The organism is Actinomyces sp. zg296 (assembly GCF_009829695.1).
GTDB classification, from domain to species: domain Bacteria; phylum Actinomycetota; class Actinomycetes; order Actinomycetales; family Actinomycetaceae; genus Actinomyces; species Actinomyces marmotae.
In genome coordinates, this window is sequence record NZ_VWPG01000007.1 from 23,472 (window position 1) to 46,309 (window position 22,838).

General features: G+C 71.6%; 20 protein-coding genes and 1 pseudogene. 18 read left to right on the forward strand and 3 right to left on the reverse strand.

What is annotated here, in order from left to right; translation table 11 throughout:
• The first annotated feature begins 130 nt into the window (after positions 1-130).
• The 9 genes from GVV76_RS10440 (at position 131) to GVV76_RS07140 (ending at position 9,823) form a co-directional block, all read left to right on the forward strand.
• Positions 131-415 carry an ATP-binding protein gene (locus tag GVV76_RS10440; RefSeq protein WP_236263292.1) on the forward strand — a complete coding sequence of 95 codons (285 nt, stop codon included), beginning with the start codon at positions 131-133 and terminating at the stop codon, positions 413-415.
• Entirely contained in the window at positions 399-650 is a 252-nt protein-coding gene (locus GVV76_RS10445) for a hypothetical protein (RefSeq protein ID WP_236263294.1), read from the forward strand. The genes GVV76_RS10440 and GVV76_RS10445 overlap by 17 nt, the downstream gene beginning before the upstream one ends.
• 227 nt (positions 651-877) lie before the next feature.
• Positions 878-2,371, forward strand: a complete 1,494-nt coding sequence (locus tag GVV76_RS07110; protein ID WP_159626128.1) for a CoA-acylating methylmalonate-semialdehyde dehydrogenase — start codon at positions 878-880, stop codon at positions 2,369-2,371.
• 192 nt (positions 2,372-2,563) lie between these two features.
• Entirely contained in the window at positions 2,564-3,508 is a 945-nt protein-coding gene (locus GVV76_RS07115) for a sugar phosphate isomerase/epimerase family protein (protein ID WP_159523966.1), read from the forward strand.
• A gap of 69 nt (positions 3,509-3,577) precedes the next feature.
• Positions 3,578-4,588 carry a Gfo/Idh/MocA family protein gene (locus GVV76_RS07120; protein ID WP_159626027.1) on the forward strand — a complete coding sequence of 337 codons (1,011 nt, stop codon included), beginning with the start codon at positions 3,578-3,580 and terminating at the stop codon, positions 4,586-4,588.
• A gap of 40 nt (positions 4,589-4,628) precedes the next feature.
• Entirely contained in the window at positions 4,629-5,498 is an 870-nt protein-coding gene (locus tag GVV76_RS07125; protein ID WP_159523968.1) for a sugar phosphate isomerase/epimerase family protein, read from the forward strand.
• 127 nt (positions 5,499-5,625) lie between these two features.
• Entirely contained in the window at positions 5,626-7,215 is a 1,590-nt protein-coding gene (locus GVV76_RS07130; protein ID WP_159523969.1) for an MFS transporter, read from the forward strand.
• Between the two features lie 56 nt (positions 7,216-7,271).
• Positions 7,272-8,531 carry an MFS transporter gene (locus GVV76_RS07135; protein WP_268891792.1) on the forward strand — a complete coding sequence of 420 codons (1,260 nt, stop codon included), beginning with the start codon at positions 7,272-7,274 and terminating at the stop codon, positions 8,529-8,531.
• A 137-nt stretch (positions 8,532-8,668) separates the two neighbouring features.
• Positions 8,669-9,823, forward strand: a complete 1,155-nt coding sequence (locus GVV76_RS07140; RefSeq protein WP_159626029.1) for a zinc-binding dehydrogenase — start codon at positions 8,669-8,671, stop codon at positions 9,821-9,823.
• Positions 9,824-9,926: 103 nt separating this feature from the next.
• On the opposite strand, the gene GVV76_RS07145 is transcribed toward GVV76_RS07140, so the two are convergent.
• Positions 9,927-10,190, reverse strand: a complete 264-nt coding sequence (locus GVV76_RS07145; protein ID WP_159626031.1) for a hypothetical protein — start codon at positions 10,188-10,190, stop codon at positions 9,927-9,929.
• Positions 10,191-10,456: 266 nt separating this feature from the next.
• Here GVV76_RS07145 and guaA point away from each other — a divergent pair, with 266 nt between their 5' ends.
• The 6 genes and pseudogenes from guaA (at position 10,457) to GVV76_RS07175 (ending at position 16,907) form a co-directional block, all read left to right on the forward strand.
• Positions 10,457-12,043 (forward strand): glutamine-hydrolyzing GMP synthase, encoded by a 1,587-nt coding sequence (gene guaA / locus GVV76_RS07150; RefSeq protein WP_159626132.1) that lies wholly within the window; start codon positions 10,457-10,459, stop codon positions 12,041-12,043.
• Positions 12,044-13,301: 1,258 nt separating this feature from the next.
• Positions 13,302-14,078 carry a hypothetical protein gene (locus GVV76_RS07155; protein ID WP_159626033.1) on the forward strand — a complete coding sequence of 259 codons (777 nt, stop codon included), beginning with the start codon at positions 13,302-13,304 and terminating at the stop codon, positions 14,076-14,078.
• Positions 14,079-14,191: 113 nt separating this feature from the next.
• Positions 14,192-14,389, forward strand: a pseudogene (locus GVV76_RS07160) (response regulator transcription factor); the annotation flags it as partial.
• Between the two features lie 48 nt (positions 14,390-14,437).
• The gene (locus GVV76_RS07165) at positions 14,438-15,412 is read left to right on the forward strand and encodes an aldo/keto reductase (RefSeq protein ID WP_159626035.1); all 975 of its coding nucleotides are present in this window, start codon (positions 14,438-14,440) and stop codon (positions 15,410-15,412) included.
• 22 nt (positions 15,413-15,434) lie between these two features.
• Positions 15,435-16,238 (forward strand): alpha/beta hydrolase family protein, encoded by an 804-nt coding sequence (locus tag GVV76_RS07170; RefSeq protein WP_235925248.1) that lies wholly within the window; start codon positions 15,435-15,437, stop codon positions 16,236-16,238.
• Positions 16,239-16,328: 90 nt separating this feature from the next.
• Positions 16,329-16,907, forward strand: coding sequence for a DJ-1 family glyoxalase III (locus GVV76_RS07175; protein ID WP_159626037.1), 579 nt, complete (start codon positions 16,329-16,331; stop codon positions 16,905-16,907).
• A 90-nt stretch (positions 16,908-16,997) separates the two neighbouring features.
• Here GVV76_RS07175 and GVV76_RS07180 read toward each other — a convergent pair whose 3' ends face one another.
• Positions 16,998-17,597, reverse strand: coding sequence for a hypothetical protein (locus GVV76_RS07180; protein WP_159626039.1), 600 nt, complete (start codon positions 17,595-17,597; stop codon positions 16,998-17,000).
• Positions 17,594-19,267 carry a PspC domain-containing protein gene (locus GVV76_RS07185; protein ID WP_159626041.1) on the reverse strand — a complete coding sequence of 558 codons (1,674 nt, stop codon included), beginning with the start codon at positions 19,265-19,267 and terminating at the stop codon, positions 17,594-17,596. Before GVV76_RS07185 ends, GVV76_RS07180 begins: the two co-directional genes overlap by 4 nt.
• 133 nt (positions 19,268-19,400) lie before the next feature.
• Between GVV76_RS07185 and GVV76_RS07190 the strand changes: the two genes are divergently transcribed.
• The 3 genes from GVV76_RS07190 to GVV76_RS07200 are packed head-to-tail and all read left to right on the forward strand — an operon-like array spanning position 19,401 to position 22,838.
• Positions 19,401-20,870, forward strand: coding sequence for an ATP-binding protein (locus tag GVV76_RS07190; RefSeq protein WP_201292218.1), 1,470 nt, complete (start codon positions 19,401-19,403; stop codon positions 20,868-20,870).
• Entirely contained in the window at positions 20,867-21,595 is a 729-nt protein-coding gene (locus tag GVV76_RS07195; protein ID WP_236263297.1) for a LuxR C-terminal-related transcriptional regulator, read from the forward strand. The genes GVV76_RS07190 and GVV76_RS07195 overlap by 4 nt, the downstream gene beginning before the upstream one ends.
• A gap of 16 nt (positions 21,596-21,611) precedes the next feature.
• Positions 21,612-22,838, forward strand: coding sequence for a sialidase family protein (locus tag GVV76_RS07200; RefSeq protein WP_159626043.1), 1,227 nt, complete (start codon positions 21,612-21,614; stop codon positions 22,836-22,838).

Below are 22,838 nucleotides of genomic sequence, written 5' to 3' on the forward strand. Positions count from 1 at the left end.
AGCTGACGGGCTGCGGCCCCGCCGCGTGCCCGGACCCCGCCCGCTTCCTGCCCTCAGCCTGGGTCCAGTGCGGACGCCTGCGCGGGCCCCACGGCACCGACATCTTCGATCAGGCAGAGTCCACGGCCCCATGCCGCTGGCCGTGGACCAGGCCATGAGCTTCCTCCGCAAGCACGCCTACAAGGCCGCGGTCTTCGGTGAGGTCCGCCGTCGCGACATCTACTCCGCCCCCGTCGAGCCGATCCGCGAGGCCGGGATCGTGGAGCAGTGGGGCACCGGCGTGCGGCGGGTCTTCGCCCAGGTCGCGCAGGCCGGTCTGCCCGAGCCGGTGATCGAGGAGGTCCGGGACCGGGTGCGGGTGACGATCTACGTGCCCAGCCACGACCCGGGACGGGTGGGTGAGCAAGTCGAGTGAGCGCGTCATGGTGGTCCTCACCGCTGCGGGCACTCCCCGGTCTCGTTCTGAGTTGCTCGCCGCCATTGGGCTTGCCGACGCCTATGGGAACTACCGCCGCCATGTGCTCCCGCTCATCGAGCGGGGATACCTCGCCCGGATGATCCCCGGCAAGCTCAACAGCGGCCTCCAGCGCCACCATCTCACCGACGCCGGCCGCGCCCGCCGCGACGGCCGTTCCGGACACGCCGAATGAGTCCCTTGTCCACCATCAAGCACCGGCGAGGGCCTCTGACAAGGGGTGGGGGAGGATCTCACGGGCGCTGTCCAAACTCTGGGCCGAAGGTCACAATGTGCTGACAAAGGTCCCAGGATGCCGTAGTGTGACGACGTCACGTCCGGTACCCGCGCGAAGCGGCCGGTCTCGATGGCGGCCAGCGACGATCGCCGGCCCCACCCCTCGAATCGAAGGAGTCAATGACGATGAAGACGATCCAGCACTGGATCAATGGAGCGTATTACGAGGGCAGCCCGATCGGCCGCTTCCCCGTCGAGAACCCCGGCACCGGTGAGGTGGAGAAGGAGCTGCTCCACGCCTCCGAGGCCGACCTCAACCACGCCGTCGAGGTGGCCAGGGAGGCCCAGAAGAGCTGGGCCGGCTACTCCCTGGCCAAGCGCACCTCCATCATGTTCAAGATGCGCGAGCTGGTCCTGGCCCACACCGATGAGATGGCCCGGCTCATCGTCGAGGAGCACGGCAAGAACTACTCCGACGCCGTCGGCGAGATCCAGCGGGGCCGTGAGACCCTCGACTTCGCCACGGCCATCAACCTGGCCCTCAAGGGCGAGTACTCATTCGACATCTCCACCGGCGTTGACATCCACACCGTCCGCCAGCCTGTGGGGGTCGTCGCCGGCATCTGCCCCTTCAACTTCCCCACCATGGTGCCCATGTGGATGCACCCCGTGGCCATCGCCACCGGCAACGCCTTCATCCTCAAGCCCGCCTCCACCACGCCGTCGGCGGCGCTGCTGACGGCCGAGCTCTACAAGGAGGCGGGCCTGCCCGACGGCGTCTTCAACGTCGTGTCAGGCGACCGCACCATGGTCACCAAGATCCTGGAGCACCCGGGGGTCGACGCGATCTCCTTCGTCGGCTCCACCCCGGTGGCCCACATCATCCAGAACACCGGCATCGCCAACGGTAAGCGCGTCCAGGCCCTGGGCGGGGCGAACAACCACGCCATCGTCATGCCCGACTCCGACCTGGACTTCGCCGCCCAGCACATCTCCGCCGCCGCCTTCGGGGCCGCGGGCGAGCGCTGCATGGCCCTGCCGGTCGTCGTGGCCGTGGGCGGTTGCGGCCCCGACCTCGCTCAGCGCGTCAAGGCCCACGCCGAGAAGATCAAGGTCGGCTACGGCATGGACGAGGGTGTCGAGATGGGCCCCGTCATCGATGCCAAGTCCAAGGAGTTCATCATCGGCCTCATCAACGAGGGCGAGTCCAAGGGCGGGCAGGTGGTCCTCGACGGGCGCGGGCTGGTGATCCCCGGCCACGAGAACGGCCACTTCCTCGGCCCCACCATCGTGGACAACGTGCCGCTCGACTCCGACCTCTACCGCGAGGAGGTCTTCGGCCCGGTGCTCTCCATCGTCCACGCCGACACCTACGACGACGCCATCAAGATCGTCAACTCCTCGCCCTTCGGCAACGGCTCGGCCATCTTCACCAATGACGGCGGCGTCGCCCGCCGCTTCCAGCTCGACGTCGAGGCGGGTATGGTCGGCGTCAACGTGCCGATCCCCACGCCGGTCGCCTACTACTCCTTCGGGGGATGGAAGGAGTCCCTGCTGGGCGACACCCACATCCACGGCCCCGAGGGCGTCAGGTTCTACACCCGCGCCAAGGCCATTACGTCCCGCTGGCCCAGCGAGAAGACCTACTCCGCCACTATGTCCTTCCAGCGCGAGGAGTGATGGCGCGCTGAGGGCGGATCCGCGGCGGCGCGCCTCGGCCGCGGGGCCATCGGGCCCCTGGCCAGCGCGCGCCGCCCGCGGCGTCCTCGGGCAGTTTTGTCCGCACAAAAACCTTCCCCTGTGGCGGTGGGGGCGGTATGCTGAGCATGGTTCCGAAACGATTCGGAACATCTGTTGCGAAGGAGCACCACGATGTCGACGACGACGAACTCGAAGGCCGTCAACACCAACGACCCGAAGTACTCGAAGCTCACCATTGGCGTCTGCCCGGACCAGTGGGGAGTCTGGTTCCCCGAGGACCCCAAGCAGATGGACCCCCGCCAGGCCTGGGAGGAGATGGCCGAGGCCGGCTTTGAGGTCATTGAGACCGGCCCCTATGGCTACTTCCCGACCGACCCCAAGGAACTGCAGAAGTGGTGCGACGAGTTCGGCATGCGCGTCGTCGCTGGCACCGGTTGGGGGATCCTCCACAAGCAGGAGGCCTGGGAGACCACGCTGAAGACCTTCCGCGCCATCGCCGAGACCCACGCCGCCGTCGGGGCGGAGTACATCGTCCACCTCCCCCCGCTCTACCGCGATGACAAGACCTGGGAGTGGACCGATGACCGCGTCCTGTCCGACGACGCCTGGAAGCTCTATGTCGAGCACGCCAACGCCCTGGGCCAGATGCTGCTGGACGAGTACGGCCTCAAGATGGTCCTCCACCCCCACGGCGACTCCCACATCGAGACCCCCGAGGAGATCGCCCGGATCTTCGACGCCACCGACCCGACCTACGTCAACCTCTGCCTCGACTCCGGTCACGTGGTCTACGGCGGCGGCGACCCCGTCGAGCTGTGCCGGAAGTACCCCGAGCGCATCACTTACGTCCACATCAAGGCCTTCGATGAGGACATCACCCGCGAGGCCCACGAGAAGGACTGGCCCTTCGGCGAGGCCGTCACCAAGGGCGCCTCGGTCTGCCCGCCCGCCGGCCTGCCCGAGATGCACGAGTTCGTCGACGCCCTGGCGGCCCTCGACAAGCCCATCTACGCCATCTGCGAGCAGGACTGCTACCCCTGCGACCCGTCCTTCCCCAAGGCCAACGCCATCAACATGCGCAAGTACCTGGCCGAGTGCGGCCTGGGGCTGGCCTGACCCCGGGACGGCGAGCCCGATCCCCGCCCACCACGACCCCGTACCACGACTCTCAACGAGGAGAAGACAATGACAGTCCGTATCGGCCTCATCGGCGCCGGCGGCATGGGCCGCGCCCACCTGGCCCGCATCCACGACGATCTCTCGGGCGGCGAGATCGTCGCCGTCGCCGACATCAACCCCGACGCCGCGAAGTCAGCCGCCGAGCCCTACGGCGCCAAGGCATATGCCAGCTCCGATGAGCTCATCAACGATCCCGACGTCGACGCCGTGCTCATCGCCACCTTCGGCAAGGTCCACGCGCCCGATGTCATCAAGGCCATCGAGGCCGGCAAGTACGTCCTGTGCGAGAAGCCCCTGGCCACCACCGCCGAGGACTGCATCGCCATCATGGAGGCCGAGCAGAGGGCCGGCAAGAGGCTCGTCACGGTCGGCTTCATGCGCCGCTTCGACGCCGCCTACAACGAGATGAAGGAGGTCCTCGACTCCGGCGAGCACGGCCAGGCCCTCATGGTCCACAACCGCCACCGCAACCCCTCCGTGCCGGAGAACTACACCTCGCGCATGGCCATCGACGACACCGCCATCCACGAGTTCGACACGATGCGCTGGCTGCTGGGCGAGGAGATCGTCAAGGTGCGCGTCGACCGTCCCAAGCCCACCACCCACCGCTTCGATCACCTCATCGACCCCATCGTCGTCGTGGCCTACACCGAGTCCGGCGTGCGCATCGACGATGAGGTCAACGTCAACCTCCAGTGGGCCTACTCCATCGAGTGCGAGCTCGTCCTCGAAACCGCCGCCGTGCGGCTGGGCGACCAGGAGAGGATCCACATCCGCGACTCCTACGGCAACCGCAACGCCATGTGCCAGTCGCATATCGACCGCTTCCAGGCCGCCTTCAACCGCGAGGTCCAGGAGTGGATCAACGCGGTCGCGGAGGACCGCCACACCGGATCCACCGCCTGGGACGGCTACGCCGCCACCTGCGTCGTCGACGCCGCGGTGAAGTCCCACGAGGATGGCGGCTCGCCGCTGGTCGACGTCGAGCTCATCGACAAGCCGGCCTTCTACGCCTGATCCCCGCTCCGCACCACACCAAGGAGACAAGGAACCCGACATGGTCGACATCGCGCTTGACCCCAACATGTACTACCGCACGATGCCCACGCCGCGGACCCTCTACAAGGCGGCCGAGCTGGGTTTCGAGCACGTGGAGCTCTCGCCGAACGCCGACTTCCACTTCTGGCACCACCGCCCGGCCGCCGATGACGCCTTCGTCGCCGAGTTGAACAAGGCCCAGAAGGAGACCGGTGTCAAGGTCCGCACCCTCAACCCCGTGTTCAACTGGTCCTCCCTCGACGAGCGCGAGCGGGTCGCCCAGGTGTCCAACTGGCGGCGACTGCTTGAGCTCGCCGACGCCCTGGACGTCCGGGAGATCACCTCGGAGTTCTCCGGGGACCGGAACAACGCCAAGGGCAGTGAGGAGCAGTGGTTCCGTTCGATCGAGGAGCTCGTCCCGCATTTCGAGAAGTACGGGATCCGCCTCAACATGGAGGCCCACCCCTACGACTTCATCGAGTTGCACGACGACGCCCTGCGCCTCGTGCGCGCCGTCAACAAGGACTGGATCGGCTACGAGTTCTGCTGCCCGCACGCCTTCCACCTCTCCGACGGCGCGGGCGACGTGGAGCGCATGATCCGCACGGCCTCCGAGGCGGGCAAGCTCCGCGAGGTCCACGTTGCCGACGTGTTCAACCACAGGGCCAACGACGGCAACCGGTACATCATCAACCCGCCGGGCGCCGATGTCACCGTGCACCAGCACAACGAGATCGGCAACGGCGAGGTCCCCTGGGACGCCGTCTTCTCCACGCTGCGCGACGTGGGCTTTGACGGCGTGGTTTCCGTGTGCGTCTTCGGCTGGCATGAGCGGGCCGACGACATCAACCGCGCTATGCTTGACCGGCTCAAGACTGAGCTCGGCTGAGTCTGGCCGGGTTCGGCCCGCCCGGCGGGCCGAACCCGCGCCCTGGCGGTCTCAGCGCTGAGTCCGCGATACTTCCGCCCAGGCCCGCACAGGCGCGGGCCGGATCCCATCAAGGAGTACCACATCCATGTCCGATCAGACGACGTCGGTGGACTACTACACCCACGACAAGATCAAGGAACTGGTGGACAAGACGCCACCATCCGGGAAGAAGCGGTCGTTGGGTGCGATCGCCATCGTCGCCACGCTGGGATCGCTGCTCTTCGGCTACGACACCGGCGTGATCTCCGGGGCGCTGCCCTACATGTACCTGCCCACCGATGCGGGCGGCCTGAACATCAACGCCACTGAGGAAGGGCTCGTCGGCGCCATGCTGTGCCTGGGCGCGGCCCTGGGCGCCTGGCTCGGCGGGCGCCTGTCCGACATGTACGGGCGCCGCCACAACATCACCGTCCTGGCCATCGTGTTCCTCGTGGGCGCGCTGGGATGCACCTTCTCCCCGAACATCTGGGTCCTCTACTTCTTCCGCGTCGTGCTGGGCTTCGCCGTCGGCGGCGCTTCGGCCACCGTCCCCGTCTTCCTCGGCGAGACGGCTCCCAAGCGCATTCGCGGCACCCTCGTCGCCCTCGATCAGATGATGATCGTCTTCGGGCAGTTCGTGGCCTTCTCCATGAACGCCGCCCTCGCCCAGTGGCACGGCGGCCCCGCCGTCCACGTCAAAGGCGAGGAGCAGCAGTGGGAGGCCGTCAAGCACACCGTCGACCTGGCGATGATCAACGGCGGCAACGGCGCGGCCTGGCGCTACATGCTCGTCATCGCCTCGCTGCCCGCGATCTTCCTGTGGATCGGCATCCGCATGATGCCCGAGTCCTCCCGCTGGTACGTGGCGAACCTGCGCATCCCCGAGGCCATCGGTGCCCTCAAGCGAGTGCGTGACGAGGCCAAGGACGGTCCCATCGCCAACGAGGTTGACGAGATGATCGAGGTCCAGCGCCAGGAGGCGGCGCAGGAGAAGTGGGGGCTGTCCCAGATCTGGGCCACCCCGTGGACCCGCAAGCTGCTGTGGATCGGCATCATCCTGGGCCTGGCGGACCAGTTCACCGGCATCAACACCGCGATGTACTACACGCCCAAGGTCCTGGCCGCCGCGGGCTTCTCCGTGACCGACTCGATCTCCCTCAACGTGATCTCCGGCGGCATCTCCTTCATCGGCTCCGCCGTGGGCCTGTGGCTGGTGACCAGGTTCGCCCGCCGCCACGTGGGCATCTACCAGGAGGCCTCGATCGTGGTCTCGCTGACGGCCCTCGCGGCGGTCTTCTACTTCATGATCCAGCCCTTCCAGGACTCCGAGGGATTCATCGACACCAACGCCGCGGGCTTCAACTCGTTCGCGCCGATCCTCGTGCTCATCATCGTGTGCCTGTTCGTGTTCGCCAAGCAGTCCGGCACGGTGACCTGGGTGCTCGTCTCCGAGATCTTCCCGGCCAAGGTCCGCGGCACCGCGCTCGGCCTGGCGGTCGCGGCCCTGTGGATCGCCAACGGCATCGTCGCCTACGTCTTCCCCGTCATGATGGAGAGGATCGGCGGGGCGGGAACCTACCTCATCTTCGCCCTCATCAACGTCGGCTCGCTCCTGTTCTACATGAAGGTCGTGCCCGAGACGAAGTACGACTCCCTTGAGGAGCTCGAGATGCGCTTCGAGAAGGAGTACAGCTGATCGCCAGCCCCTCCCACACGCGTCCGGGCGCCGGGGTCACCCCGGCGCCCGGACCGCTGCGCCTACGGGCCTGCGCTTGGCTCGCCGGCCTGCTGCTGGGCGCTGTCCACGGCGTCATCGCCATCAGCCTGGGCGCCCGCGCCGGGGGCGCGCCCGCGCTCGTCATCGCGCTCGGCCTGGGGATGGCCCTGGGCGCGCTTCTCGCCCGCTGGCCCAGCGACCACCTGGGGCGCAGGCCGGTCAACCTTGCCACCGGGTTGCTCATCGCCCCCGCGGCCCTGGGCGCCGCCCTCCTGCCCGGCCCTTGGTCACTCGCGGGCGCCGCCGTCGTGGGGCTGGGCGCGGGGGCCCTCCTCCTCGTCCTGCCCCAGATCGCCCACGAGTTGTCCCTGCGGGGGCACCGCCGCCTCACCCCGCAGGCCCTCGCCCTCATCCCCGCCGGAGCGGCGGCCAGCGCCCTCATCTGCCGGTGGTCCCCGGACGCGGTCATGACCGCCTGGCTCCTCGTCCTGGGCCTGGGGGTGATCCACGCGCTCCTGGCCGCCAGCCTGCCGGAATCGCCCGTGTGGAACGCCGCTCACGGGCGCCTTGAGCACTCCATCGCCGCCCTCAAGGCCCTCCACGGCCCCCTGGAGGCCGCCGTTGCCATCGACTGGACGCGCCTCGACGCCGAGATGCTCGCCGTCCAGCAGCCCCTGACCGGGGCGGACCTGCGCGTCCCCCAGGTGCGCGGCGCCGTGCTGACCGGCTTCGTCCTAGTGCTGGCGCGCGAGGCGCCCCTGGGCGCCGCGGCGCTGGTGCTGGGACTGCGCGCGGTGGCCGACGCCGTCGGCGCGAGCGAGGCCCCCACGGCATGGGCCCTCGCCCTGAGCGCGGGCTGGATCGCCGTCTCCGCCCTGGCGCTGCTCCTCGTCCTGAGGGTGGACGGGCTGCGCTTCGCCAGGATCGTCCTCGGCGTGGCCCTGGCGGTCCTGGCGGCGACCGTCCTCGTCGCCAGCGCCCCGGCGCCCCCGGGGGCTGGGCGGGGCGCCGGAGCGGCGCTGGGCCTGATCGGGCTCGTCGCGGCGCAGTGGATCGGCCTTGAGCCCGCCTGCCGGGGGGCGATCGACCCCCGGGTGCCGCCGTGGCTCGTGGCGGCGCAGCGGAGCGCCACCGCGCTGGGGGAGTCGATCGCGCGGTTCGCGACCATCCTGGTCCCGATCATTGTCGTCCAGGAGCTCGGCGCGGTGACGGCCGCCTACGCGCTGCTCGGCTTCGAGGCCGTGGTGCTCGTCGTCGTCCTCGGGCGCCTGCCGCGCAGCGTCACCGGGGGATGAGGCGGTCCCGGAATGCCGGGACTCGGGCCATTAGTCCCTCGATGAATGTCCGGACAAACAAGATAGGCTGGGGGCGCATGCCAACGAGGCCAGCCATCGCGCGGCGGGCCTGCCACCACCGAAAGAGGTTTGCGGTCATGACCAGCAACGACGCAGTCCAGAACCCTGTCATCCCCGATACCATGCGCGCGGCTGTCCTGCGCGATACCGCCAAGGGTCTTGAGGTCGAGACCTTGCGCACCCCCCGGCCCAAAGTCGGCGAGGTCCTTATCAAGGTCGCCGCCTGCGGCCTGTGCCACTCCGATCTTCACGTCATCGGTGGCGCCATCGCCTTCCCCCTGCCCGCGGTCCTGGGCCACGAGGTCACCGGCACCATCGTCGAGGTGGGCCCCGGCAACGAGCACACCGGCCTGGCTGTCGGGCAGAACGTGGCCGGGGGGTTCCTCATGCCGTGCGGGCAGTGCGATGCCTGCGCCGAGGGGCATGACGAGCTGTGCGGCCCCTTCTTCGAGCTCAACCGTTTGAAGGGCGTCCTCTACGACGGCGCCACCCGGCTGGCCACCCCGGAGGGTGAGAGCGTCGCCATGTACTCCATGGGCGGCCTCGCCGAGTACGCCGTCGTCCCGTCCACCTCCGTGGCCGTCGTGCCCGACGCGATCGACATGGTGCCCGCCGCCATCCTCGGCTGCGCGGCGATGACCGGCTACGGGGCCGTGCGCCGCGGCGCGGACCTGCGCTTCGGGGAGACCGTCGCCGTCGTCGCCACCGGGGGGGTGGGCACGAACATCGTGCAGATCGCCCGTGCCTTCGGGGCCAGCCAGGTCATCGCCATCGACGTCTCCGACGACAAGCTCGCTCCCATGGCGGGCTACGGCGCCACCGCCGTGGTCAACTCCGCGACCCACAACGCCCGCGAGGAGGTCCTCAAGCTGACCGGGGGCAAGGGCGTCGACGTCGCCTTCGAGGCCCTGGGCATCCCCGCCACCTGGACCACCGCCCTTGACGTGCTGGCCGACGGCGGCCGCATGGTGCCGATCGGCCTGGGCGCCGGCGTGCAGACCGCGGGTGTCGAGATCAACCGCACCGTGCGCCGCAGCCAGAGGATCCTGGGCTCCTACGGCGCCCGCACCCGCCAGGACCTGCCGGCCGTCGTCGACCTCGCGGCGCGCGGCGTCATCAACTACAAGGACGTGGTCTCTCAGCGCTTCCCTCTGCAGGATGCTGGGGTCGGGTACGAGGCGCTGCGCAACCGTCAGATCCAGGGGCGCGCCGTCGTCGACATGTCCCTGTAGGGCCGTGCTCGGGGCCGCCGGTCGATCATCCCGGCCGGCCCGGAGCACGCGGGTCCCCGGCGCCGGTGAGGCGCCGGGGACCCGGTCGGTTGAGGGCTCGGCCTCAGCGGGCGAGCAGGTTGACGCTGGTGTAGACGCCCACCACGGCGGTGATGACGCCCAGGGCGGCGGAGGTGAAGAGGATCGCCGGGGAGGCGGTGATGGCCCCGATGGCGGCCATGAGCAGGATCGTGGTGGCCACGGCGATGATGGCGATGGCGAAGGTCAGGCGGTCGGCCTCCGTGGCCGTCTGGGTGGCGGCGGGGGCGGTCTGGGCCTGGGTGGTGGTCGCGGTGGACTCGGCGGTGTGCTCGAGGGTGGTGGTCATGATGATTCCTTCTGACTGTGCGGTTCGTCTGTGCGCCGCGCAGGGATCCTCACCGGCCTTCGGGCCGTGCGTCCCTGCACGGTCCTTGTGCGTCCGGGTCTCCCCGGGGTGGGGGATTGGCACCCCCGCTGGTTGATAATCTAGGGTCCTCCTCCGCCAATTGTCTAGACAACCGGATGTGACGTCGATCGTGTGATGGGCGCCACCGGTCGCCGGGCGGCTATCCTGGCTCGGTGACCACCCACCCCACCGCCCAGGCGACCGCCATCGCGGCCCCCGAGGCGCCCGCGGGCGCCACCGGCCCCGTCCTCGTCGTCGACTTCGGCGCCCAGTACGCCCAGCTCATCGCCCGCCGCGTCCGCGAGGCCTCCGTCTACTCCGAGATCGTGCCGCACACGATGCCCGTGGAGGCCATGCTCGCCAAGCGCCCCGCGGCGATCATCCTGTCCGGCGGGCCGTCGTCGGTCTACGAGGAGGGCGCGCCCTCCATCGACCCCGCGATCTTCGATGCCGGGGTGCCGGTCCTCGGCATCTGCTACGGCTTCCAGACCATGGCGCGGGCCCTCGGCGGGGCGGTGGGCCGCACCGGCACCCGCGAGTACGGGCGCACCCCGGCCACCGTGGCCCCCGAGTCCTGCCTCTTCGCCGGCACCCCCGTCGAGCAGGCGGTCTGGATGAGCCACGGCGACGCCGTCCAGGCCGCCCCCGACGGCTTCACCGTCACCGCCTCCACCGCCGAGACCCCGGTGGCCGCCTTCGAGGACCGGGGCCGCCGCCTCTTCGGCCTCCAGTGGCACCCCGAGGTGCTGCACTCCGAGCACGGACAGGCCGCCCTGGCTAACTTCCTCCACGTGGGCGCCGGGCTCCCCGGCGCCTGGACCGCCGGCAGCATCATCGACGAGCAGGTCGAGGCGATCCGCGCGCAGGTGGGCGACGCCCACGTCATCTGCGGGCTGAGCGGGGGAGTGGACTCCTCCGTCGCCGCCGCCCTCGTGCACCGCGCTGTCGGCGACCAGCTCACCTGCATCTTCGTGGACCACGGCCTCCTGCGTGCCGGCGAGCGCGAGCAGGTCGAGCGCGACTACGCCGAGGGCATGGGCATCCGCGTCATCACCGTCGACGAGACCGACCGCTTCCTCACCGCGCTCGCGGGCGTCACCGAGCCCGAGGCCAAGCGCAAGATCATCGGGCGGGAGTTCATCCGCTCCTTCGAGGCCGCTCAGCGCCGCGTCGTCGAGGAGGTGGGCGCCGCCGGCGGCGAGATCCGCTTCCTCGTCCAGGGCACGCTCTACCCCGATGTCGTTGAGTCCGGCGGCGGTGAGGGCGCCGCGAACATCAAGAGCCACCACAACGTCGGCGGTCTGCCCGAGGATCTCGACTTCGAACTCATCGAGCCGCTTCGCGCCCTGTTCAAGGACGAGGTGCGCGCCATCGGCCGCGAGTTGGGCGTACCGGAGAAGATCGTCGCCCGCCAGCCCTTCCCGGGCCCCGGCCTGGGCATCCGCGTCATCGGGGAGGTGACGGCCGAGAACCTGCGCGTCCTGCGGGCGGCCGACGCCATCGCCCGTGAGGAGCTCAGCGCCGCCGGGCTCGACGGCGAGATCTGGCAGTGCCCGGTGGTCCTGCTCGCCGACGTGCGCTCAGTGGGCGTCCAAGGGGATGGGCGTACTTACGGCCACCCGGTGGTGCTGAGGCCGGTGAGCAGCGAGGACGCGATGACGGCCGACTGGACGCGCCTGCCCTATGACGTGCTGGCCCGCATCTCCACGCGCATCACCAACGCCGTGCCCGAGGTCAACCGGGTGGTGCTGGACGTGACCAGCAAGCCGCCGGCCACCATCGAGTGGGAATGAGACCGGGCGCTGGCCGGTGATGCGGGGCGTCGGGCGGGGTCTTGCACGCTCGCAGGACTGGTGCGATTCGGCCGATTCGGACTTTTCGTTGATATTCCGCCGTTTGGGTATTTTGGTTGAAAATCGCCTCTGAGGCTCCCATGTGCATGAAGGCCGCTCATGCACATGCGAGCACGATGGCTCGAGGGTGTCGATCCAGAAAACCGCGGGATTCCGCGGATTCTGCTGAAGGTCGGAGAGCGTGAGCGTGCAACCCGGGAGCACGGGCCACCGCGGGAGCCGCTTCACGCCACGGGACCTGGCCGTGGGGCCTGTCCTGGAGCGCCGCACGGGCGGGGCCGCCCCACGAGCGCCGCGACTCTTGGCCGCACTCCGCCATTGCTGGGCAAGGGGGCGGCGGGCCCGTGCGGCGGGCCGGCATGGAACCGCGCCGGACGCACGGGTGAGAGCGAACCCGCTCCACTGGGGCCGGCGCCGCTCGCATCGCTATCCGCGCGAGGCGCGGGCCGACTGAGAGGAGCGTGCCCGCGAGAATCGGGATCGCCAAGAGGTTCTACCATTACCGCGCCACCGCGCCGCCTACCACCGGGCGGTCCACTGGCCGGGGACGGCGCCGCCCGCCACCGGGCGGTCCAGTCTGGGGGCGCCGATGACGAGACCGAGGCCTCGGCGGGACCCGATGCCGGTTGGTCGTCGGGCTGGGGCGGCGCCGAAGGCGCCCCCGACTGCGTCAACGTCAGTCTCAACGACGGCATCCGCATGCCCGATGGCGAGAAGGGCGAGGAGGTGCGCGTGAGCGGGGATGGCATCCGCGTCGGCGCTCCGACCGAGTAAATCCGCCTCGACTTCGCTGTCCTCGCGCGAGCGATCCGCGAGACGCGCGAGCAGCAACGCTGAGGAGCGATCATGGGGCGCGCCACCCTGGGTCGGGCCGACATCACGATCCCCTGACAGCGCATCGGCGGGATGAGCCTTGGCGAGGTCTTCCCCGACTGGCGCCAGCGGGTGATCGTCCCTGAGGAGACTCAGCGCGTCACCGCCCGGGCCCTCGGGCTCGGTGTCTCGAAGCGATCTCGTTCAGATTGCGTTATGGCCATGTGAGAGACGGGAATCCTCTCGCGGGGGCGGGGAGGGTACGATCCCCGCGAATTCATTCCTCCCGAGATCGAACGCAGGAGTTCCCATGTCGTATGCTCCCCAATACCCTGTTCCCATTCAGCCAGGTCCGCCCCGCAGGAATACCCTCGGACTGGTCGCCATGATCATGGCGATTATCGGCTTCGTCTTCGCCTGCGTCCCAGGGGCGCTGATCATCGGCTGGATCCTGCTCCCGGTCTCATTCATCCTCGGGCTGGTGGCGCTCTTCCGGAAGGGAGAGACCCAATGGCAGGCCATCACCGCGGTCGTGCTCGCCGTTGTCGGCACGATCGTCGGCGTGATCGTCTTCATCGTCTTCTTGGGCCAGGTGGTTGACAAGGCGGTTGACGAGGCGTTCTCACCCTCCGCGTCCGCGGCGGCCTCCAGCAGCACCGCTGAGGCCGGTAGCGGGCGCACCGCCTCGCGGGCCGTTGAGGCTGGTAGCGGGAGCGCCGCCTCTGATGCCGCTGGGACCAGCCGGGACAACCCTCTCCCGCTGGGGACGGAGATCTCCTCCAAGGACTGGAAGATCGTTGTCAATTCCGTGACTCTGCATGCGAATGACCAGGTCGCCGCCGCGAATGTATTCAATAAACCGCCGGCGGCGGGGAATGAGCACATTCTCGTCAACTACACCGTGACCTACACCGGTGACGATCCCAGCGGGTCCATGCCTTTCGAGAGCGTCGAGTACGTCACCCCTGGGGGAGTCTCCGTCGGCGCTACGAGCACATTCGCCGTCGCCTCCGATGAGATCGACACTCTGACCACGCTGTACAAGGGGGGATCCGTCACGGGGAGCACCGTCCTGGAGGTTCCGTCCGACGGTGTCGAGAACGGGGTTCTCTCGGTGCAGCCGGGGCTCTTCTCGGACAAGAGGTTCGTGAGCGTGAAGTAGCTCGGCGCGCTCATTGCCGGGGCCTGCCGCGGTCGGTGGCACCGCGCCGCGCTCCTATCTCCTGGAGCGCCCGCGGGGCAAGGGGCCCGTCAACCCGCTGAGGCCGTCGGCGCGCCCGCGCCGGCGGCCTCAGCAACGCTGAGATCGCCGAGCGGCTGTTCATGAGCGAGGGCACGGTGCGCAACCACGTCTCCGCCGCCCTGGCGAGGACCGGCCTGCGCAACCGCACCCAGCTCGCCGTCCTCTACCTGCGCGCCCCTAAGCGCACCTGGAAGCCCCTTACGCTCACCACCGACGAGGTGGAAGAGTGAGGGGCGCCGCTCGCGGCGTGACCACCGGCATCATCGAAGGAGAGAGCCATGAAGTACACCGAGCTGGGTACCACCGGCATCCGCATCCCCCGCCTGTGCCTGGGAGGAATGAGCTTCGGAGAGCCCTACCCCGACTTCCACCAGTGGGTGGTTGACCAGCCCACCACCCAGACCATCATCGCCCGGGCACTGCAGCTCGGCCTCAGCTTCATTGACACGGCCAACGTCTACGCCCACGGCACCTCGGAGCGGTTCATCGGCCAGTCCCTGCGCAACCTCGGGGTCAAGCGCGAGGACGTCGTGCTCGCCTCCAAGGTCTACTTCAACGAGGGGACCCTCACCGCCCCCGCCATCGCGCGGGAGATCGAGGGCACACTCGAGCGCCTGGGCACCGACTACCTCGACCTCTACATCATCCACCGCTTCGACTACGCCACCCCGGTGGAGGAGACGATGGAGGCTCTCGACGCGCTCGTGCGCGCCGGCAAGGTCAGGGCCCTGGGCGCCAGCGCCATGTACGGCTACCAGCTGCACAACATGCAGCTCGTCGCCGACTCCCACGGCTGGACCCGCTTCGCGAGCATGCAGAACCACTACAACCTGCTCTACCGCGAGGACGAGCGCGACCTCATCCCCGTGTGCGAGCAGTACGGGATGAGCCTGACCCCCTACAGCCCGCTGGCCTCGGGCCACCTCGCCCGCCCCGAGTGGGACTCCGACTCCACGCGGTCGAGGACGGATGTGATGATGCGCGACAAGTACGACCGTGCCCGGCAGATCGACATGCCCGTCATCGAGCGGGTGGCGGCAGTGGCCGAGCGCCTGGGCGTGCCCATGGCCGACGTCGCCCTCGCCTGGCAGTGGGCCAAGGGCGTGGCCGCCCCCATCGTCGGCTGCTCGCGGCCCAGCCGGGTCGACGACGCCGTGCGCGCCCTCGACCTGACCCTGACCGATGAGGACATCGCCTTCCTGGAGGAGCCGTACCAGGCTCACGAGGTGGTCGGAGCGCTGCCCCGGCCCTGAATCGCGGCCCTAGGATGGGCCGGTGACCCCGGCATCCCCGAATCCCACCTCCCTCGCCACCCGCGCCCTGGACCTGGCCGTGGACGGGCAGCGGCTCGGCGGCGCCGCCTACCTGCCCGCTGGGCCCAACGGGCGGCCCCTGCCCGGCCCCCGCCCGCTCGTCGTGTGCTGCCACGGCATGGACGGCTCCTGGATGCGCGTGGCCCCCATCGCCCGGCGCCTGGCCTCCCGGGGCGCCATCGCCGCCTGCCCCGACTTCCGGGGCGGCGGCGGGGGCGACAACGGCGGTGACCCCATGGCGATGACGCCGCTGACCGAGCTCGCCGACCTGCTCGCCGTCATCGACGCCGTGACCGCCTGGCCCGAAGCGGATTCCTCTCGCATCGCCCTGCTCGGGCTCTCCCTGGGCGGGGCGGTCGCCGCGCTCGCGGCCGCCCGGCGGCCCACGCAGATAGGCGCGCTCGTGCTGTGGTACCCGGCGCTCCAGCCCGGCGCCGGCCTGCGCGCCCGCTTCCGGAGCCTGGCCGAGGTCCCCGACCGCTTCGAGCACAGGGGCAGTCACCTGTCCAGGGCTTACGCCCGTGACGCCTGGGGCATCGACGCCGTCGCCGAGCTCGCCCGCTTCCCGCGCCCCATCCTCCTCATCCACGGGGATCGCGACGAGTCCGTCCCCCTGGCGCTCTCCCAGCGCGCCGAGCGCGAGCTGCGCGACGCCGAACTGCGCGTCATCCCCGGCGCCGGACACGGCTTCGGCGACGAGCGCTGGGAGACCGCTGTGTCCGCCAGCGCCTCCTTCCTGGCCTGGAACGGCGTCCTCGACGACTGAGCCCGCGCCCGTCGGAGTAGTCTGGGGGCGCGGCGCGGGAGCCGCGGCAGGACAGTCGAGCGCGCGCCGCGCGCGGGAAGGGGTTGCGCCATGGCATTCGAGGCGAAGACCGACAAGCGGGTTGCGGCCCTCATCGCACCGGGACTGGAGGAGGTCGAGGCGCTCGCCGTCGTCGATGTGCTCTATCGCGCCGGCATTCCCTGCGACATGATCGCCGTCGCCGAGGAGCGCGCCGTCGTGTCCTCCCATGAGATCATCGTGACCTGCGCGAAGACCCTCGCCGAGACGGATCTGTCCGACTACGACCTCCTCTTCCTTCCCGGCGGGGTCCCCGGGACCCCCAACCTCAAGGCCAGCCGGGTCGTCACCGAGGCCGTCACCGAGCGCGTGCGCTCCGGGCGCCCGGTGGCCGCGATCTGCGCCGCCCCCTCGATCCTCGCCGAGCTGGGCCTGCTCCAGGGGCGCCGCGCCACCTCCAACCCCGGCTTCATGCATGTGCTGGAGGAGCACGGCGCCATCACCAGCCAGGACAGCGTCGTCGTTGACGGCGCCATCCTCACCAGCCGGGGGATGGCCACCGCCCCAGAGCTCGGCTTCGAGATCGTCCGGCACTACTTGGGCGACGCCGCCGCCGAGGCCGTGGCGAGCGCCGTCGTCTTCCAGCGTTGAGCGCGTGCCAGCGGCCCCGCGCCGCCCCCACAAAGGGGCGGCGCGGGGCCGTCGCTCGCGCCGCTGACGCCGGCCGCGGATGACTGCCGCTCAGGGATGATCCCCCCGGCCTCGATGCGGCATGATCGCGACGATCAGGAGGGCCGCCCCCAGGAGTCCCAGGACCCCGATCGTCGCGAGTTGCAGGTCCACGCGCAGGCCCGCGCCCGTCGCGACGGTTAGGGCTCCCAAGGCGAGGAGCAGCGCCCCCCAGATGATCGTGCCGGTGCTGGCGCGCCGACGCGCCTCCGGCGCGCCCGGGAGCGGGCCCGACGGCCGGGCGGGAGTCCAAGCAGCCGACTGGGCACCCGCCGTCCCCGGATGGCCCGGCGCGCCCGCGGTGGCGGCCGTGGCGCCCGCGGTGGTGGCCGACCACACGCCGCTGGTGGGCGCGCCCGGCTCAGGGGGGGCGTTGAGCGGCGCAGCAGCCGGGCCCGCCGCGCTCAAGGGCTCGGTTGGGGCGCCCCCCGGGATGGGCCCCCGCGGGGCCTCGGCGCTCTCAAGGCTTTCAGTGGGCGCCTCGGGCTGGGGGAGAGGCTCGGTCATCGGCCCGGTCGGGGGCTCGGTCATCGGCTCGGTGGCGGGCTCGGTCGGGGCGCCGCCGACCGACGGATCAGGCCGGTCGTTGGCGCTGCTCGTGCTGCTGCTCATGGCTGTCTCGTCTCCGTGGATGCGGTCAGTGCGTGGGAAAGGGCGCGGTGGGGCTCGGGGGCCGCCGCGCCGGAGGGGCGCGAGAAGGCGGGCGCCGTTGGGCCCGCGCTCGGCGAGGGCGGCGGGGGCGGTGCGCTCGGCGTCGCGGCGGGGGAGGCCGTGGCCGATGAGGGGGCCCAGGCGCGGGAGGACTCCTCGATCGTGATGTTCCCAGCGCCGACGCTCGCGTCGACCGTCAGGGCGTCGGAGGGGGCCCCCTCGGGGGCCAGGACGGCGTCGATGCGCACGCCGTCGATGGACGTCGTCTCGCCGGGACCGTCATCGTCAGCGCCCCGCCTGGCGGAGGTGAGGCCGTGCCTGTCCTGGGCTCCCTCGATCTTCCATTTCTGCTCGGCGAGCGCGCTGACCTCGCCCGCGCCGACCCTGGCGCGGATCCTCACCGGTTGACCGCGATCCACGAGGATCCGCAGATGCCCGCTGCCGAGGGACGCGCGCGCCGTGGTGCCGCCATGTGCCTGGCCGAGGTCCCGCAGGTCAATGACGGCATCGCCGGCGCCGAAGGACCCCAGGTCGACGTCGCCGCTGGAGAGCCGCTCATCAGAGGGGATGATGGCGACGTCGTCGGCGACGAGGCGGTCCAGGCCCGGGCTCGCGAGGGGGCTGATGGCGAGCATGGGCAGGGCGAGCAGGGCCGCCGGGATGCCCAGGGCGCTCAGCCAGCCCCCACGGCGCCCGATCAGCCCGGAGATGAGGACCCCCGCGCCCAGGAGAGCCGTCACCGTGCCGACGACAACGAGCGCATGAGAGTAGGAGAGCCTGTCCAGCATGTGATGGCGCTCGGCCAGCGCCACGCCCGCCAGGGCCAGGAGCAGCAGGCCGCCGACGACGGCGCTCAGCCTGCGCCCGGGGCCAGGGCGGCGCGGCGGGCGGGGGTGGGCGGGGCCGACGCCCCGCGGGCCGTGCGAGGGCCGCGGGTGGGGGTCGCCCGGGACGGGCCCCGACCAGGTGGGACCGTACGCCGCCCCAGTGGCCGGCGCGCCCTGACCCGCGTCCCACGCGGGCCGGGGCTGCTCGGCCGGGGCCGACCATGCCCCGTCGGCCACCGGCCGAGCCGACTGCGGGGACCGGCCCGCGCGCTGTTGGCGCTGCGAGCTGATCAGCCAGATGAGCGCTCCGATGACGCCGACCGTCCACAGCAGGCGCCAGGTCATGCCCGCCCAGCCGGCGCCGAAGACCGCTCTCTCTCCCAGGCCCCAGTCGGGGCGGGCCGCCCCGGCGATGACGCAGACCACCGCGCCGAGGAAGCCCGCGCTCATATCACTGCTGAACGCCTGCTGCAGGTGGATGCGCCCGTCGCGCTCCTCGGGGAGCAGGGCCCAGGCCAGGCCGTAGGCGAGCAGGCCGATCCCCATGACGAGGGAGAGAACGGCGACGACGCAGCGCACGAGGATGAGGTCGATGCCGAGGCGCTGGGCTAGGCCCCCGCACACACCGCCGACGACGCGCTGCTCGGCGCGCACCACGCCGCTACGGCGCAGGGAGTCGAACAGGCCCGCCATGAAGGGGCGGTTGGGCTGGGTGGGCACGGCCCACGGGCCCATCGGTGGGCCGCCCGGCCCGCCGAGAGGATCTGAGGAGGGGGGTCCCGTGGGAGAGGGGGTCGTGCTCATGGCCCCATCCTGGCTCTTGCCGGCCCCGCGATCGATCGGGGGACACCCTGAGCGGCCCCTGAATTCTCCCAGGGCATCCCTGGTTCCCCTCTCAGGAGCCCCCCTGCGCCCGCCCGCGTGCCACGATGGCGCTGTGAGCACGACGAGCATCCCCGCCCCCGAGCCATGGGGGAGGCCTGGCGCCGGCCCCTTCCCGGAGGCGGGCGCCAGGCCGGGCTCCCATCACGATCCCCCGCCGGGCGTTCCGGCGCCGCAGTCCCCCCTCCGTCAGCGCCTGCCCCTGCGGAGGCCGGATCGCCGCTCCCCGCTCGCCCCCGACGGCGGCCGGCGCTCCGGGCGCTGGTTCGTCGGCGTCGCCGCGGGCGTCGGGGCGCACCTGGGGGCCGACCCTCTCCTCATCCGCCTCGTCTTCGTCCTGCTGAGCGTGCAGACGGGGGTCGGGCCCTTGCTCTACGCGGCGCTGTGGATCTTCGTTCCCGCGGGCGACCCCTGGGGCGAGGCGGCCCGATCCGCGTCCGCCCTGCCCGTGGACCGCTCCCGCCTCGCTCCGCGCCAGGCGGCCGTGCCGGGTGGGGCCCCTGGCGATGAGCACTGGGCGGCGCGCGCCTGGCGCTCACTGCGCGGGGGCGCGAGCGGGGAGGGCAATCGGGCGCTCCAGGGCGCCGTCGTCCTCCTCGCCGCGGCGCTCCTGCTCGCGTCCTGGCGCGTCGAGCTGCTGCCGCGCACGGGCTCGCTCCTGCCGGCGCTCGTCATCGCCATGGGCGCGGGCCTGGCGTGGTCCCAGCTCGACGCCGTCACCAGCCCCGGCGGGCCCCGCGACCGCTGGGCCCTCGCCCGCCTGGCCGCCGGGCTTGCCCTGGCCGCCACCGGCATCCTCATGTGGCTCGCCTCCGACATCCCCCCGCGCGCCATGCTCACGGCCGGCCTGACCGGCGGCGCCCTCGTCCTGGGCATCGCGACCATCCTCGCCCCCTTCTGGCTGCGCACGAGCCGGGATCTGGCCGCCACGAGGTCCGCCGAGGCCCGCGCCGCCGAGCGCGCGGACATCGCCGCCCACCTCCATGATTCCGTCCTGCAGACCCTCACCCTCATCCGCAAGCGCGCCGGTGAGCCCGAGACGGTGGCGCGCCTGGCCCGCTCCCAGGAGCGCGAGCTGCGGGCCTGGCTGTACACCGACCGCCCCGAGGCCGGCGCTTCCGTGGCCGATGCCTTCCGGGACCTCGCCGGGGAGATCGAGGACCTCCATGGGGTGCCTGTCGACGTCGTGTGCGTCGGGGATCGCGCCCCGGACCGCGACACCGAGGCCATCGTCGCCGCCAGCCGCGAGGCCCTGTCCAATGCCGTGCGCCACGGGGAGCCCCCCGTCTCCCTGTACGTGGAGGCCTCCGAGAGCCTCATCGAGGCCTTCATCCGGGACCACGGCCCCGGCTTCGACCCCGGGGCGGCCTCGCCCGATCGCCACGGCGTGCGCGAGTCCATCATCGGCAGGATGGAGCGATATGGTGGGACCGCGCGGATTCGCCGCCTCGACAAAGGCACCGAGGTCCGGCTCGCGCTCCCCACCCATGCGACCTCCCGCGCGAACCAGGAGAGCCCGTCATGACCCAAGCCCAGCCGCCCGGAGCCGGGCCCCGATCCGACTCCTCCGCCTCCCCCGCGCAGCCGGCGGTCCCGCGCCTGAGGGTCCTCGTCGTCGACGACCACGCCCTGGTGCGCTCCGGGGTGCGCTCCGAGCTCGCCACCCACGCCCCGGACATCGAGGTCATCGCCGAGGCCGACGATGTCGAGGGCGCCATCGCCGCCGTGCGCGCCCTGGCCCCCGACGTGGCGCTCCTGGACGTCCACCTGCCCGGCGGCAACGGCGGGGGAGGCGCGGAGGTCGCCGCCAGCTGCGCGGACGCCGAGGGGACCCGCTTCCTGGCGCTGTCCGTCTCCGACGCCGCCGAGGACGTCGTCGCCGTCATCCGGGCGGGCGCGCGCGGCTACGTCACCAAGGCGATCTCCACGCCCGACCTGGCCATGGCGATCAGGCGCGTGGCCGCCGGGGACGCCGCCTTTTCCCCGCGCCTGGCCGGGTTCGTCCTCGACGCCTTCGGCGCGCAGGCCGGGGAAGTGGCCATGGCCGACTCCGAGCTCGACCGCCTCTCCGCGCGCGAGCGCGAGGTCATGCGCCTCATCGCCCGCGGCTACACCTACAAGGAGTGCGCCGGCGAGTTGTTCATCTCCGTCAAGACCGTCGAAACCCACGTCTCCGCCGTCCTGCGCAAGCTCCAACTGTCCAACCGCAACGAGCTCACCCGTTGGGCTGCCGCCCACCGGATCGTCTGAGAGGACCCCGAGCCCCATGCCCCATCCCTGGCGCGCTGGCCGGGTCGAGCGCCTGGCCGTCCTGACTGCCCCGCGCGGCGCTGACGGCGCCCCCGCCGGATCCTTGCGCGTCCCGGCGCTCCTCGCCCTCCCGGGCGGCGATCTGCTCCTCGTCCACGACCTGCGCCCGCGCCCCGACGGCGACGCCTGGCGATCCCAGGGCGGAGCCCTCCCGGACGACCTGCCCAACCCCAACCGCCTGCGCCTGCGCCGCTCCGGCGACGGCGGCGCCACCTGGGACGAGCCGGTCCCGCTGGACCCCGACCCGGCGGTCCTGCCCGGGATCACGGGGATCTCGGACCCCTCCCTCATCGCCGCCCCAGACGGCGCCCTCCACCTCCTGGCCGCGGCCAGCTCGGGGGTGGGCCTCTTCGGCGCCCGCCCTCCCCGGCTCCCCTGGAGCCGCGGCGAACTCCCCGAGCCCGGCACCATGCGCCTCCTGCACGCCGTCTCCTCAGACGAGGGCGCCACCTGGCATTGGCGCGACGCCACCGACGCGGCCCTGCCCAGCGCGCGGTGGCCCGACGGCGCCGTCCTCTTCCCGGTCTCGGGACACGGCATCGCCACCTCGACCGGACTCGTCCAGCCCGTGGTCGTGGCCCTCGCCCCCCGCGAGGACGGCTCGCGGCCCCTGCGCTCGGCCTGCCTGCTGTCCGACGACGGCGCCGCCTGGCGCCTCGGCGCCCCCGTCCCGCTGGGTGATGGCGCCGCCGCGAGCCTGGCCGGGGGCGCCGCCACAAGCGGCACCGACGAGCACGCCATCGCCCCCGTGAGCCCCGCCGGGGACCTGCTCGTCATGAGCGCGCGCGACGCCGCCTATGGAGGCGCCCGCCTGGAGTCCACGAGCGTCGACGGGGGCATGACGTGGACTCGCCCCGAGGCGGTCCGCGCCCTGAGCGACCCGGGCTGCAACGCGGGCATGGCGGGCCTGCCCGACGGCTCGCTCCTCCTGTCCCACTCCTCGGATCCCGCCGCCCGGCGCGCCGGCCGCCTCTCCGCGCGGGGGGCCGACGGCCAGTGGCGCGCACTAGCGGGGCTGACCGGTCCTGACGAGCCCTTCGGCTACTCCGACCTCGTGATCCTGCCCGGTCCCCAGGGGGTTCCCGGTGAGCCGGGCCCGGCGCGCGCCGTCGTCGCCGCCGAGGAGCCCGGTGCCGACGAGGGGGCGACGCGCCTGGTGATCCTCGCCATCGACTTGCGATGA

Excerpts from the sequence above, each read along its gene's own strand:
- GVV76_RS10440 (WP_236263292.1), top strand. The coding sequence starts at position 131 with ATGCCGCTGGCCGTGGACCAGGCCATGAGCTTCCTCCGCAAGCACGCC.
- GVV76_RS07110 (WP_159626128.1), top strand. The coding sequence starts at position 878 with ATGAAGACGATCCAGCACTGGATCAATGGAGCGTATTACGAGGGCAGC.
- GVV76_RS07115 (WP_159523966.1), top strand. The coding sequence starts at position 2,564 with ATGTCGACGACGACGAACTCGAAGGCCGTCAACACCAACGACCCGAAG.
- GVV76_RS07120 (WP_159626027.1), top strand. The coding sequence starts at position 3,578 with ATGACAGTCCGTATCGGCCTCATCGGCGCCGGCGGCATGGGCCGCGCC.
- GVV76_RS07125 (WP_159523968.1), top strand. The coding sequence starts at position 4,629 with ATGGTCGACATCGCGCTTGACCCCAACATGTACTACCGCACGATGCCC.
- GVV76_RS07130 (WP_159523969.1), top strand. The coding sequence starts at position 5,626 with ATGTCCGATCAGACGACGTCGGTGGACTACTACACCCACGACAAGATC.
- GVV76_RS07140 (WP_159626029.1), top strand. The coding sequence starts at position 8,669 with ATGACCAGCAACGACGCAGTCCAGAACCCTGTCATCCCCGATACCATG.
- GVV76_RS07145 (WP_159626031.1), bottom strand. The coding sequence starts at position 10,190 with ATGACCACCACCCTCGAGCACACCGCCGAGTCCACCGCGACCACCACC.
- GVV76_RS07155 (WP_159626033.1), top strand. The coding sequence starts at position 13,302 with ATGATCATGGCGATTATCGGCTTCGTCTTCGCCTGCGTCCCAGGGGCG.
- GVV76_RS07165 (WP_159626035.1), top strand. The coding sequence starts at position 14,438 with ATGAAGTACACCGAGCTGGGTACCACCGGCATCCGCATCCCCCGCCTG.
- GVV76_RS07175 (WP_159626037.1), top strand. The coding sequence starts at position 16,329 with ATGGCATTCGAGGCGAAGACCGACAAGCGGGTTGCGGCCCTCATCGCA.
- GVV76_RS07180 (WP_159626039.1), bottom strand. The coding sequence starts at position 17,597 with ATGAGCAGCAGCACGAGCAGCGCCAACGACCGGCCTGATCCGTCGGTC.
- GVV76_RS07185 (WP_159626041.1), bottom strand. The coding sequence starts at position 19,267 with ATGAGCACGACCCCCTCTCCCACGGGACCCCCCTCCTCAGATCCTCTC.
- GVV76_RS07195 (WP_236263297.1), top strand. The coding sequence starts at position 20,867 with ATGACCCAAGCCCAGCCGCCCGGAGCCGGGCCCCGATCCGACTCCTCC.
- GVV76_RS07200 (WP_159626043.1), top strand. The coding sequence starts at position 21,612 with ATGCCCCATCCCTGGCGCGCTGGCCGGGTCGAGCGCCTGGCCGTCCTG.